Here is a 12,543-nt window from a genome sequence, read left to right on the forward strand (position 1 = left end):
CCGCATCAGTCCTCGATGCCGCGCTGCGCCGGCACGCCGGCCTGGTAGTGGTGCTTGACCAGCGTCATCTCGGTGACGGTGTCGGCCAGCGCGACCAGCTCGGCCGGCGCGCCGCGCCCGGTCAGCACGACGTGCACGTGGGCCGGCCGTTCGCGCAGGCAGGCCAGCACCGCGTCGAGCGCCAGCCAGCCGTAGCGCAGCGGGTACATCACCTCGTCGAGCACGACCAGGAAATGCTCGCCGGCGCGGATCGTCGCCTCGGCCCGCGCCCAGCCGTCCTTCGCGAGCTGCGCCGAATGCTCGAGGTCGCGGCTCTTCCAGCTGAAGCCGTCGCCCAGCCCCTCGATCGGCACGCCGAGCTGCTCGAACACCCGGTGCTCGCCGAAGCGGGCCGACGGCACCTTCATGAACTGGTAGATCTTCACCGCCTTGCCGCGGCCGTGGGCGCGCAGCGCGAGGCCGAAGGCCGCGGTGCTCTTGCCCTTGCCGTCGCCGGTGTGGACGATGACCAGGCCGCGGCGCTCGCCGTCGGGCTTGTCGCTGCGGCGTTCGGTGGGAGGGGCTTCAATCTGCATTTCAATGTCCCGCGGAAGGAAGGAACCACCCACGCCCGTTCGGGCTGAGCTTGTCGAAGCCCTGTCCACACAAACCGTTCGGGCTCAGCTTGTCAAAGCCCTCTGCACACAAACCGTTCGGGCTGAGCCTGTCGAAGCCTGCCCCTGGCACTTCGGCACGCCCAGCGCGAACGGAGGTATGCGAGCGGGGCTTCGACAAGCTCAGCCCGAACGGGGCCATGGGACTCATCGTCATGACACTACAGGTTGGGCAAGGTCAGGAACCGCTCGCCGACGCGCTGCACCCGCACCGCGTGGTCGAACACCGATTCGAGCGCGGCATGCACACGCGGATCGTCGTGTGCGCCTTCGGCCGCAATGCGGCCATGCTGCATCACGACCAGCCGGTCGGCCTGCAGCGCGAGCGACAGGTCGTGCAGCACGCTGACCACCGTCTGCGTGCGCGCGAGGCGCTGGAACAGGCGCACCAGTGCCACCTGGTGCGGCGGGTCGAGGTGGGTGGTCGGTTCGTCGAGCAGCAGCACCGCCGCCTGCACCGCCAGCGCGCGGGCGATCAGCGCGCGCTGGCGCTCGCCGCCCGACAACTCGTGCAATTGCCGGTGCTGCCACGCCTGGCATTCGGTCGACGCCATCGCCGCATCGACGATCGCCTCGTCGGCCGGCCCCGGCGGCGTGAACAGGCCCAGGTGCGGCAGGCGGCCGAGGTGCACCACGTCGCGCACCGTCAGCTCGCCGCGGGCCTCGCCCTGCTGCGCCAGCCACGCGAGGCGCTGGGCGCGTTCACGCGCAGGCCAGTCGGCCAGCGGCCGGCCTTGCAGGGTCACGCTGCCGGCGGCCAGCGGCTGCAAGCCGGCCAGCACGCGCAACAGCGTCGACTTGCCGACGCCGTTCGGCCCGACGATCACCGTCCAACCCGGCTGCAGCGCGAGCGACAGGCCGTTCAGCACCGGCGTACCGCCGAGCGACACGCGCAGTTCCTCGCAGCTCAACGCGCTCATTCGATCCCCCGCCGGTGCAGCAGCCACAGCAGGTAGCCGCCGCCGAGCAGCGCGGTCAGCACGCCGACCGGCAGCTCCTGCGGTGCGATCAGCAGCCGCGCCAGCACGTCGGCCGCCAGCAGCAGCGTGCCACCCACCAGCGCGCTGACGACCAGCAGGTAGCCCTGGGCCGACGGCGCGAAGCGCCGCACCAGGTGCGGCGCGACGAGGCCGACGAACGCGATCAGCCCGGACTGCGCGACCGCCAGCCCGGTGGCCAGCGCCAGCACGACCACCAGCACCAGTCGCAGCCGCGGCAGGTCGAGACCCAGGCTCAGCGCGCTGTCGATGCCGAGCGTCAGCGCATCGAGCGCGCGCGCCAGCCGCCACGCCAGCGGCACGCACACCAGCGCGCCGGCCCCGAGCAGCAGCACGCTGTCCCAGCCGAGGAACGAGGTGCTGCCAAGCATGAACCACTGCTTGCCACGCAGCGCATCCGGTGCGACCGTGGTGACGAGGTCGCTGGCCGCGCCAAGCACGACGCCAACCACCACGCCGGCCAGCAGCAGCCGCGTCGTGTGCTGCGCGCCGCGCGACAGCAGCAGCGTCAGCAGCACGCCGCCGAGCGCGCCGAGGAAGGCGCCGAGCACCAGCCCGGCGCGCGACAGCAGGTCCGCCGCCGACAGGCTGATGTAGTGCCCCGCCAGCGCCTGCGCGGCCAGCCCGAGCACGACCGCGAGCGTCGCGCCCGACGCCGCGCCCAGCAGGTACGGATCGGCCAGCGGGTTGCGGAACAGCCCCTGCGCGACCGCACCGGCCAGCCCGAGCAACGCGCCGACCAGCCAGGCACCCAAGGTGCGCGGCGCGCGGATCTGGCCGACGATCAACGACGCGTCCGGCCCCCACAGCGACGGCAGCGACCAGCCCTCGCTGCCGGACGCGAGGCCGGCGACGACCAGCAGCAGCGTCGACAGCAGCATCGCGGCGACCAGGCGCCGCCGCAGTCGGCGTGCAGGACCGATCACGTCAGCGTTCACGTCAGCGCGGCTCCGGGAGACCGGCGACGCAGCCGGCCAGTTGCAGCGCCGCCTCGCCCATGCGCGGCCCCGGGCGGATCAGCACCTCGTACGAGGCCGGGTCGAAGCCGCAGACGCGCCCGCGCTGCACCGCGCGCAACGCGCTCCAGCCCGGCCGCGCCGGCATCTCGCCGACGTTGCGCTGCGCGCCGATCAGGATGTCGGGCTGCGCCTTCAGCACGTACTCCGGGTTCAGCTTCGGGAACGGCCCGAGCTCGGGCGCGACGATGTTGCCGAGGCCGAGCCGCGTCAGCGTCTCGCCGATGAACGAGCTGCTGCCGGCGGCGTACGGCGACGCATCGACCTCGAAGTAGACCCGCTGCCCGCGCACCCGGGCCGGCACGCGCGCCGTGGCCTCGGCCATCTCTCGCTGGATGCGCGCCCACACCGGCGCGGCGCGCTCCGGCGTGCCGAGCAGCTGCGCGATCGTGCCCAGGCTGCGCTGCACATCGGCATGCGTCTTCGATTCGACGACGACGACGCGCACGCCGAGCTGTTCGAGCCGCTCGATGATGCGCGCCGCGGTGGCGGCGAGCACCACGTCGGGCTTCAGCGCGACGATGCGCTCGACCTGCGCATCGTCGATGCCGCCCAGCTTCGGCAGCGCCAGCACCTCGGCCGGCGAATTGGAATAGCGGTCGGTGCCGACCAGCCGCGCGCAGCCGCCGAGCGCGCAGACGCTCTCGGTCAGCGACGGCAGCAGGCTGATCACGCGCTGCGGCGGCGCGGCCAGCGTCAGCGCGCGGCCGCGGTCGTCGGTCAGCGCGATCGGCGCGGCGGCCGCCGACAGACCGGCCAGCGCCGACAGCAGCACGGCAACGCCCCGTGCCAGCAATGCAGTCTTCGTCATCGTGCGTCCGGCTTCACCGTCATCTCCAGCCCCGCCACCATCAGCGTCACGCGCGCGCAGTGCGCCGCCACCGCCTGGTGCAGGCGCCCCAGTTCGTCGACGAAGTGTCGCGCCTCGCGCGTCATCGGCGACAGGCCCAGCCCGATCTCGTTCGACACCAGCACCACCGGGCCGGGCGCAGCATCGAGCGCGCGCAGCAGCGCTTGCGACGCCGCGTGCCAGCTCTCGGGCGCCGGGGCGACGCCGTGCATCGGCATCAGCCAGTTGGTGGCCCACAGCGTCAGGCAGTCGATCACCAGCAGGCGCTGCCGCCCGCTGTGCTCGGCGACGGCCAGCGCCAGGTCGGTCGGCACCTCGTGCGTGCTCATCCGCGGCACGCGCTCGGCACGGTCGCGCCGGTGCTGCGCGATGCGCTCGCGCATCTCGCCATCGCCGGGCAGCGCGGTGGCGAGCAGCGCCGCCTCGTGCCCCGGCACCGCGAGCCACGCGATCGCACGCGACTCGGCGCAGCGCGACTTGCCGCTGCGCTGGCCGCCGAGGATCAGTTCATGGCTTGCCATCGGACCCGATCAGAACTGGAGGCGGATGGAGCCGGTGAACGCGCGGCCATCTTCCGGGTAGATCGAGCTGGTCTGGCCGCTCGCGTCGCAGCGGAAGGCCAGCGTGTAGTACTTCCCGTCGGTCGCGTTGGTCACGCCGAATGCGAACTCCAGCATCTGCCACTGGTACGCGTAGCGCAGGTCGAGCGTGGTGTGGGCCGGCATCGTGCAGGCGTTCGCGAAGTCCGGCGTCTGCGACGACACGTAGTTCACGCCGGCGTCGACCCGGTGCCCCGCGGCGAACGACCAGTCGCCGCGCAGCGCGAGCGTGGTCTTCGCGGTCAGCGGCACGTCCTTGCCGTCGTTGCGGCCCGCCGTGAAGCGGGCCTGGCGCTGCGCCGCGACGACGCGCACGTTGGCCGTGCTGCCCAGCGCCTGGGACAGCTCGGCCTCGACGCCCTGGCGACGCGTCGGCTCGAAGTTGATGTTGGAGCCGGTGAAGGTACTGCCCGGCTGCGGCTCGTTCGGGTCGTAGCCGATCTCGTCGGTGAGCTTGCTGCGGTAGGCACGTACTTCGGCACGCGTGCCGCCGGCCTGCCAGCGCAGGCCGAGTTCGATGTCGCGCGACGTCTGCGGGCGCAGTTCGCGGACCGCGAAGCTGAACTCGTCGGCATTGGCGAGCCGGTAGCTGCGGCCGATGCGGCCATAGACCGAGGTCGAGGCCGACAGCGGCTGCAGCAGCCCCAGTTCCCACGCGCGCTCCGTGTCTTCGATCGCGAGCGGGCTGAAGCCGTCGTCCAGCGTCTTCTCGATGTGCTCGCTGCGGCCTCCGACGCTCACGCGCGTGCCACCCGCGAAGGTGTAGTCGTCCTTCGCGTACAGCGCGCGCGAGCTTTGCTCGGCGCGGCTGCCGAACGCGCCGTGCACGTCGCGCGCCCAGTCGCCACGGTCGAGACCGAACACCAGCGCATTGCTGCCGCCGGCCAGCGCCGCCGTGTGGCGCGCCCGCAGCGCGTAGGTGTTGGCATTGATGTCGTAGCTGTAGCTCGAGCTGCCGGTGGACTGGAGCGACTTGTCGCGCCACCCGGCGTCGACGCCGAGCCGCCAGTCGCCGAGCACCGCATCGGCAAACAGGCCCTGGCGGCGGTTGCGAAGGCTGCCGTGGTCGTTCGGCCTGGTGGTCTGGCGCGGGTTGTCGTCGTACTGGGCCGCCGTCAGCGAGCCCGGCAGGCCGGTCTCGAGCGTGTCCCAGGTGGTCGACGCGCCGACGCGCACTGCGTCGGTCGCCTGCCATTGCAGCGCGGCCGAGGCACCTTCGTTCTCGGAGCGGAAATTGTCGCGGTGGTTGTCGCTCTCGCGGTGGTTGCCCGCGACGTCGAGCGACAGCGTGCCGAGCGCCAGCGTCGCGCCGCCACGCGTGTCGAGCAGCGCATGGCTGCCCATCGCGGCGTACGCCTGGCCGCCGTTGCGGCGTTGCACGCCCTTGCCGGCCTTGGTCGTGATGACGATCGCGCCGGCCGTGGCGCCTTCGCCGTACAGCACCGCGGCATTGCCGCGGATCACCTCGATGGTGTCGACCGAATCGATCGGGATGCCGGCCATCCGCGTGCCGCCGAGGTCGGCCTCGCTGATCTTGATGCCGTCGACAATCACCGCCTGGTTGTTGTCGGAGGTGGTGCCGAAGTTGCGCAGGTCGAGCGAATAGTCGCCGCCGCCATAGAAGTCGAGCCGGCCGGGCACGCCCAGCAGCTTCATGATGGCCTCGTTGACCGTCGTGACACCGGCCTGGCGGATGTCGGCCGACGTGATCACGCTGACGCCGAACGGCAGCTTCGACGCGTCTTCCGGAAAGCGCGTCGCGGTGACGATCACCGGTGCGAAGACGCTGGTGCCGTCGGCCGCGACGGCGGCGGTCTGCGCGCGCGCGGCGGGGGCGAGCACCGCCGACGCAAAGAGGGCGGCGCAGGCGCCGGCGAGCAGGCTCGGCGCGACAGGCGCGCGCAGCTGCGGGGTACGAGAATTCATCAGAGGAACTGCCATCGATCAAGCCGTGCGCGCCAGCTTCCCCGCTGGTGCGCACCCATGGCGCCGCGCTTGCACGCGGCGCCGCCCTGTTGGCCGGTATCCGGGCTGGCGGAACGACCCCCGCGACCTTCCCGGAGCGGCGACGCTCCAGTGGCAAATGCGCAGGGATTGAAGCCGATCGGCTTCGTCCGCTTACCGTTGCGGGGGCAGCGCAGGTGGGCCGTGCGACCGGGGCGGTCGAGCAACCTCTGCTTCCCGTTTAACTGTGCCGGCGTGAACACCGGCACGGGCACCAACGGGCGCGATTGTAAGCAGGCCTCGGCGCCCCCTCTACAATCGCCCCACACATCCACCATTGGTGCGCCATGGCCAAGATCCACGAACTTGCAGAACGCGTCGAGCGGCTGCTGCTGCGGCACGATGAACTGAAGCGCACCAACGCCTTGCTGGAACAACAACTCGCGACCGTCACGCATGAGCGCGACAACCTGCGCTCGCGGCTGAACGCGGCACGCGGCCGCATCGATGCGCTGCTCGAGCGCCTGCCGGCCGATCCGGCCGCGGTCGGTGCCGACACCGGAGGCCGCTCCAAATGAAGCAGATCGAAGTGACGATCATGGGGCAGAGCTACATCCTCGGCTGCCCGGAAGGCGGCGAATCGTCGCTGCTCGAGGCGGTCGGCAACGTCGACCGCGAAATGAGCGCGATCCGCGACGGCGGCCGCGTCAAGGCGCGCGAGCGGATCGCGGTGCTGGCTGCGCTGAACCTGGCCTATGCACTGGCCGAACGGCCCGCCGCGCCGAAGTCGTCGCCTGCTTCGGTCACGGTGTCGCCGGCGGCGTCGTCCGCACCGCCTTCAAGCGCCGATGACATCGACATAGACGCTTTGATCCACCGTGTCGACCAAGCCCTTGGCGCCGACGGGCAATTGCTCTGAACCGACACACTCGCGGCGAATGACGCGCGTAGAATTCTTCGGGTCCGTTGCGTTCGCGTGAGTTTTATATTTCCTTGAACCGATGCTCTTATGAGCAAGGGCTTGGAACATCGCCCGGTTGGTGTGATCGTCTCGCGTCAGATGAACCCGAAGCCCGGCTGACCTCGCCCACCTGAACTGCCTGGGTTCAGGAATGCGGCTCACGGTGCGTGACGGACACCTTATTTTTCTTCCTGCTGCAGCACCATGACCGAACAGTTCTGGCTCATGAAGAGCGAGCCCGACGAGTGTTCGATCGACGACCTGGCTGCCGCGCCGAAGCAGCGCGTGCCGTGGGTCGGCGTGCGCAACTACCAGGCCCGCAACTTCATGCGCGACCAGATGCGCATCGGCGACGGCGTGCTGTTCTATCACTCGTCCTGCCCCGAGCCGGGCATCGCCGGGCTGGCGCGGGTGGCCGGCGAGCCCTCCGTTGACGCCACGCAATACGACGCGCAGAGCAAGTACTTCGACGCGAAGGCGACGGCCGACAAGCCGCGCTGGTGGCATGTCGACGTCGCGCTCGACCGCAAGACGCGGCTGCTGTCGCTGCGCGAGATGCGCGAATCGCCGGGGCTCGCATCGATGCTGGTGCTGAAGCCGGGCAACCGCTTGTCGATCACGCCGGTCACGCCCGACGAATGGCGGGCGGTGCTGAAGCAGCTCGATCGGGCCGGCCCATGAGCTTCGGCCTGGGCTGGCAACTCATCCTCGAACTGCTGATCCTGGGTTCATTCACCGGCTTCCTGGCCGGGCTGCTGGGCGTCGGCGGCGGCGCGATGCTGGTGCCGTTCATGACGCTGCTGCTGACGTTGAAGGGCTTCCCCGAGGCCTACATCGTGAAGATGGCGGTCGCGACCTCGCTGACGACGATCTGCTTCACGTCGATCTCGTCGGTGCGCGCCCACCACCAGCGTGGCGGCGTGCGCTGGGACATCGTCAAGCTGCTGGCGCCGGGCATCGTGCTCGGTTCGCTGCTCGGCGCGCAGATCGCGAAGGCGCTGCCGGCCCACTGGCTGTTGCTGCTGTTCGCGGCGTTCATCGGCTTCTCGGCGACGCAGATGTTCCTCGACAAGAAACCGAAGCCGACGCGCCAGCTGCCGCGGGGCGCCGGCATGTTCGGCGCGGGCGGCGTGATCGGTACGCTGTCGTCGCTGGTCGGCGCCGGCGGGGCCTTCGTGTCGGTGCCGTTCATGACCTGGTGCAACGTGCCGATCCGCACCGCGGTCGCGACCTCGGCCGCGCTGGGCTTTCCGATCGCGCTGGCCGGCACGGTCGGCTACGTCGTCGCCGGCTGGTCGCTGCACGACATGCCGCCGGGCACGCTGGGCTTCATCTACCTGCCGGCGCTGCTGGTGATCGCGGTCGCGAGCGTGACGACGGCACCGCTGGGCGCGCGCACCGCCCACCGGATCGACACCACGAAGCTGAAGCGGGTGTTCGCGATCCTGCTGTACAGCCTGGCGAGCTACATGCTCTACAAGGGAATCAAGGGATTGGGCTGACCCGGATGCCCCTGCGGGATTCGTCCTCAGGACATCTCGAAGCGGATGCTCGCGAGCGTCACGTGGTTGCCGCCGCGCCGGCGCGCCTCGGCCAGCGCCGCGTCGGCGGCGTTCAGCAGCTCTTCCTGCGTGTGCGCGGTGTGCGGAAAGCTCGCGACGCCCATCGACACCGTGAAGCCGAGGTCGCGGCCGTTCAACATCACGATCTGCGTCGCGCACTGGCGGCGCAGGCCTTCCATGCGCGCATGGGCAGTCGCCAGGCCAACGCCCGACAGCAGCACGGCGAACAGGTCTTCCTCCAGCCGGCACGACGCATCCATCGCCCGGGTGTTGCTGCGCAGCAGCCGGCCCAGCGCCTCGAGCACGCGCTGGCGCGCCTCGGGGCCCAGGGCCTTGACCTCATCGGCGAGCGGATCGAGCGACACCGACACCAGCGCGAACTCGCGGTGCTCGCGCGACGACAGGTCGACCTCGCGGCGCAGCTGGTCGTCGAAGTGCGCCCGCTGGTACAGCCCGGTCACGGTGTCGCGCAGGCCCTGGTCCTGCATCTCGCGGCGGAAGGCCTCGCTCGCCTGCTGCTGCTGCTCCAGCTGCTGCAGCGCGAGCTGCAGCTGGGTCTCGTGCTGGCGCTGCGTGGTCTGGTCGAGCCACAGGCAGCACAGGTAGCGCGGCGCGCCGCCGTCCTGCGCCGCGAGCGCCTGGCGGGTCACGCTGAATTCGCGCCGGCCGCCCTTGCGTTCGATGCGGTGCTCGCTGACCTGCGGCAGCGTCTGCACCATCGCCGACTGGTCGGCGGTGCGCAGCGTCGCGGCCTGGGCCGGGTCGAGCCAGTCTTCGTCGGTCAGGCCGTCGGCGGTGCGGCCGACCAGCGTGTCCATGCGACCGTTGGCGTAGACGTAGCGGCCGGAGGCGATTTCCTTGATGGCCAACGGAGCGTCCAGCCGGTCGGCCAGCGTGAACACCAGGGCCCCGAGCGCCTGGGGCGCGAGCCCGAGCGACGCGGTGAGCGCCCGCGCGTTGTCCACGCGGGCAGGCACGGCCAAGGGCTTGGTTTCAGTCATGCGATGGGTCGGGTGTGCTGCTTTGAAGCGGCCGGGCGTCCTCTTCACCCCCGTTCAGCCGCTTCCCATGTCTCTTCTGGTCATCATAGCGGCACGGAGTTGCACCGCCCCCCCGAGATCGGGGGTTTTCGAGCAGCTTTACCCCCGCACTGCCCGATCAGGCCCTATCCCATCAGGACCTGCATGCTGCGCTCGTACTGGCCGGTCAGCTGCTCGAACACACCGAGCAGCACCTCGCTCGCCTCGCCGAGCGCGCGGCGCCCCGGCAACGCGGCGACCTGGCCGCCGGCGCGCGTCAGCGCCAGCCAGGCGCCGCGGGCCGCGGCCAGCGATTCGCGGATGTCGTGCGTGCTCAGCGGGATGTCGTCGAGGTAGCGCATCGCGTCGTCGAACGCGGCGCCGGCCTCGTCGCCGAGCGCCCGGGCCTGCGCCGCCGCGTCGCCGACGAGCAGTTCGCCCAGCAGCACCTGCTTGGCCCAGCGCTGCGACAGCATGCGCTGGCGCCCGCAGACGTTCAGCACATGCAGCGTCGCGACCAGCCCGGCGGTCTCGAGGTTGCTGGTGAGCTGGTCGGCCTGCACCAGCACGCGTTCGGCCAGCACGTCGACGTCGGCCGCCCGCGCGCGCTCGGGCGGGTCGGCGAGCGCCGCCTTCAGCCGCTGCCACGGCACCTCGACCGCGCTCAGCAGGTCGCCGAAGGTCGCCTGCGACACCGCCTTGCGCAAGGCCGTCACGTTGGCATCGACGCGTGCGCAGGATTCGTCCAGCAGCCCGGCATGCGCGCCGCTGTCGACGCCGAGCGCACTCAGCGCATACAGCTTGACGATGCGCTGCGACAGCATGCGCAGCTGCCCGGCCCGGTTCACCGCCTCGGCATAGCGCGCCGCCTCGATCACCTGCTGCGAGACCTGGCCGACGCGCTGGTTGCTGTGCATCGAGGCCGTGCGCAGCACGCGGAAGGCCTCGTCCTCGGACACCTGGCGCGCCCGCATCAGGATGCCCTTCGCGCGGTCGACCAGCTTGCGCTCCTCGAAGCGGTGCGTCACGTCGTCGAGCGCCGCCTGCCGCTTCTGCTCGTGCTCGAAGCGCGCCTGCGCGAGCTGCAGCACCGGCCGCAGCCGCGCCGGCGCATAGCCGTTGACGACATAGGCGTGGATGCCGCTGGCCAGCGCGCGCTCGATCTTGCCTGCGTCGGGGTCCTGCGTGAACAGCACCACCGGCCGCGGCGCGGTGGCGGCCAGCAGCGCGCAGGCGTCGAACACCGCCGCATCGCCCGGCGCGTCGTGGCAGACCAGCACGTCCGGACCGAGCCGGATCGCTTCCCGCACCAAGTTGCCGCAGGCCACCGCACCAAGCACGTGAATCCCGCTCGATTGCAGGTCGGCCTGCAACGCAGGCAGCCCCTGGGACGGACCGAGCAGGATCAGGGCAGAAGTCATGGAAAGTCGATGTGGCGCAGCCGCCGTCAGAGGGGAAATGACACCAGGGTGAGCACGATTCGTGATGCATCGTGCAAGGACCGAACCATACCAGCGCGGCACCGCATGCCGCTGGCATGGCGCTTGCAAAGAAGGCCTCGGGTGTGACGCTGCACCCGACCTTGCCACCGCACCGCGGGTGATGCTCATGACGATGTGGGCATTCATGTGCCAACAGCTTCGGCGCTGCACATGTCAACCTCGTTCAAGAGCTTCCTGCGCGCGGGCCACGGCCCGACGCTGTTCTCGGCCTTCCTGTATTTCGCGTTCTCCTGCTGCATCTGGGTGCTGAACGGCGCGATGGCGCCCTTCATCAGCGAGACCTTCTCGCTGTCGCCGGCCCAGAAGGGCCTGATGCTGTCGGTGCCGATCATCGCCGGCGCGCTGATGCGCTTTCCGCTCGGCGTGCTGGCGCAGTACATCGGCCGCAAGTCGGCCACCCTCGTCGAGATGGGCCTGATCGCGGTCGCGATGCTGTTCGGCTTCTTCTTCGTGCACAGCTTCAACGACCTGCTCGCGATGGGCGTGCTGCTGGGCATCGCCGGCGCGAGCTTCGGCGTCGCGCTGTCGCTCGGCGCCGGCTGGTTCCCGCCGCAGCACAAGGGCCTCGCGATGGGGCTGGTGGGTGCCGGCAACGTCGGCACCGCGGTGTCGGTGCTGGTGGCGCCGCCGCTCGCGCAGTGGCTGGGCTGGCAGGCGGTGTACGGCGTCGCGGCCGCGGCGATCGCGATCCCGATGATGGTGATGATCGTGTTCGCGAAGGAGCCACCCGACGTCGACAACCATGCGAGCCTGCGCGAGCACATCGCCTGCCTGTTCGAAGGCGACGGCTGGGCCTTCAGCCTGATCTACGCGGTGACCTTCGGCGGCTTCATCGGGCTGACGACCTTCCTGCCGTCCTATTACCACGACCAGTTCGGCGTCAGCAAGGTGCAGGCGGGCCAGCTGACGATGCTGGCGGCCTTCATGGGTGCCGCGCTGCGCGTGGTTGGCGGCTGGCTGTCCGACCGCTGGGGCGGCGTCAACACGCTGACGGTGGTGCTGCTGATGGTGGCCGTCTGCCTGGCGCTGACCGGCCTCGCCACCGGCTCGCTGGCCGCCACCACGCTGCTGCTGATGCTGTGCTTCGCCGCGCTCGGAGCCGGCAACGGCGCGCTGTTCCAGCTGGTGCCGCTGCGCTGGCCGATGGCAACCGCGGTGGCCGGTTCGATGATCGGCGAGATCGGCGCGCTCGGCGGCGGCCTGGTGCCGAACGCGATGGGCTTGTCGAAGCAGTACCTCGGCACCTACGCCTGGGGCTTCGCGCTGTTCGCCGCGCTCGCGCTGGTGATGCTGGCGGTGATGCGCGCGCTGCAGATCCGCTGGACCCGCACCTGGGCCGAGAAAGGCGGGCGTGCGCGGCCGGTGGCCGAGGCCGCCGACCTCGGCTTGCGCACGACGCGGCTGCAGGCCAGCAAGGCCGGCCGATGACGCGCCCGGCC

13 protein-coding genes, 1 other RNA gene and 1 riboswitch are annotated in these 12,543 nt (G+C 70.9%); of the genes, 6 read left to right on the plus strand and 8 right to left on the minus strand.

Annotated features, from left to right (window positions below; translation table 11 throughout):
* Positions 1-5: 5 nt before the first annotated feature.
* From cobO to ASC98_RS10505, 6 genes are all read right to left on the minus strand, one after another.
* Positions 6-575: a cob(I)yrinic acid a,c-diamide adenosyltransferase gene (gene cobO / locus ASC98_RS10480; RefSeq protein WP_056808005.1), complete on the minus strand. Its 570-nt coding sequence runs from the start codon at positions 573-575 to the stop codon at positions 6-8.
* Positions 576-814: 239 nt separating this feature from the next.
* The gene (locus ASC98_RS10485) at positions 815-1,573 is read right to left on the minus strand and encodes an ABC transporter ATP-binding protein (RefSeq protein WP_056808006.1); all 759 of its coding nucleotides are present in this window, start codon (positions 1,571-1,573) and stop codon (positions 815-817) included.
* On the minus strand, positions 1,570-2,532 hold the full coding sequence (locus ASC98_RS10490) for an iron ABC transporter permease (RefSeq protein WP_082542356.1): 963 nt from the start codon (positions 2,530-2,532) through the stop codon (positions 1,570-1,572). Before ASC98_RS10490 ends, ASC98_RS10485 begins: the two co-directional genes overlap by 4 nt.
* A 58-nt stretch (positions 2,533-2,590) precedes the next feature.
* Positions 2,591-3,478, minus strand: a complete 888-nt coding sequence (locus ASC98_RS10495) for an ABC transporter substrate-binding protein (protein ID WP_082542337.1) — start codon at positions 3,476-3,478, stop codon at positions 2,591-2,593.
* On the minus strand, positions 3,475-4,038 hold the full coding sequence (locus ASC98_RS10500) for a bifunctional adenosylcobinamide kinase/adenosylcobinamide-phosphate guanylyltransferase (protein ID WP_056808010.1): 564 nt from the start codon (positions 4,036-4,038) through the stop codon (positions 3,475-3,477). Before ASC98_RS10500 ends, ASC98_RS10495 begins: the two co-directional genes overlap by 4 nt.
* Before the next feature lie 9 nt (positions 4,039-4,047).
* A complete protein-coding gene (locus ASC98_RS10505) occupies positions 4,048-6,042 on the minus strand; it encodes a TonB-dependent receptor (protein ID WP_157598298.1) in 1,995 nt (664 codons plus the stop codon).
* Positions 6,043-6,115: 73 nt separating this feature from the next.
* A riboswitch (cobalamin riboswitch) is annotated at positions 6,116-6,354 on the minus strand.
* 53 nt (positions 6,355-6,407) lie between these two features.
* On the opposite strand from ASC98_RS10505, the gene ASC98_RS10510 reads away from it, so the two are divergent.
* The 5 genes from ASC98_RS10510 to ASC98_RS10525 all read left to right on the plus strand — a co-directional run bounded on the left by ASC98_RS10510 (position 6,408) and on the right by ASC98_RS10525 (position 8,523).
* Complete coding sequence (locus ASC98_RS10510; protein ID WP_056808012.1) at positions 6,408-6,638, plus strand: cell division protein ZapB; 231 nt, start codon at positions 6,408-6,410, stop codon at positions 6,636-6,638.
* Positions 6,635-6,979, plus strand: coding sequence for a cell division protein ZapA (locus ASC98_RS10515; protein ID WP_056808014.1), 345 nt, complete (start codon positions 6,635-6,637; stop codon positions 6,977-6,979). Before ASC98_RS10510 ends, ASC98_RS10515 begins: the two co-directional genes overlap by 4 nt.
* 38 nt (positions 6,980-7,017) lie before the next feature.
* A non-coding RNA gene (ssrS, locus tag ASC98_RS29415) (6S RNA) lies at positions 7,018-7,202 on the plus strand.
* 23 nt (positions 7,203-7,225) lie between these two features.
* Positions 7,226-7,702, plus strand: a complete 477-nt coding sequence (locus tag ASC98_RS10520) for an EVE domain-containing protein (protein ID WP_056808016.1) — start codon at positions 7,226-7,228, stop codon at positions 7,700-7,702.
* Positions 7,699-8,523, plus strand: coding sequence for a sulfite exporter TauE/SafE family protein (locus ASC98_RS10525; protein WP_056808017.1), 825 nt, complete (start codon positions 7,699-7,701; stop codon positions 8,521-8,523). Before ASC98_RS10520 ends, ASC98_RS10525 begins: the two co-directional genes overlap by 4 nt.
* Positions 8,524-8,549: 26 nt before the next feature.
* Here the strand turns inward: ASC98_RS10525 and ASC98_RS10530 are convergent, their stop codons facing one another.
* Positions 8,550-9,584: a sensor domain-containing diguanylate cyclase gene (locus tag ASC98_RS10530; RefSeq protein ID WP_056808019.1), complete on the minus strand. Its 1,035-nt coding sequence runs from the start codon at positions 9,582-9,584 to the stop codon at positions 8,550-8,552.
* 164 nt (positions 9,585-9,748) lie between these two features.
* Positions 9,749-11,023 (minus strand): type IV pili methyl-accepting chemotaxis transducer N-terminal domain-containing protein, encoded by a 1,275-nt coding sequence (locus ASC98_RS10535; protein WP_056808021.1) that lies wholly within the window; start codon positions 11,021-11,023, stop codon positions 9,749-9,751.
* Between the two features lie 231 nt (positions 11,024-11,254).
* Between ASC98_RS10535 and ASC98_RS10540 the strand changes: the two genes are divergently transcribed.
* On the plus strand, positions 11,255-12,532 hold the full coding sequence (locus ASC98_RS10540) for a nitrate/nitrite transporter (protein WP_056808023.1): 1,278 nt from the start codon (positions 11,255-11,257) through the stop codon (positions 12,530-12,532).
* Positions 12,533-12,543 lie beyond the last annotated feature (11 nt).

The sequence above is a fragment of the Rhizobacter sp. Root1238 genome, assembly GCF_001425825.1.
In the GTDB taxonomy this organism is placed as follows: domain Bacteria; phylum Pseudomonadota; class Gammaproteobacteria; order Burkholderiales; family Burkholderiaceae_C; genus Rhizobacter.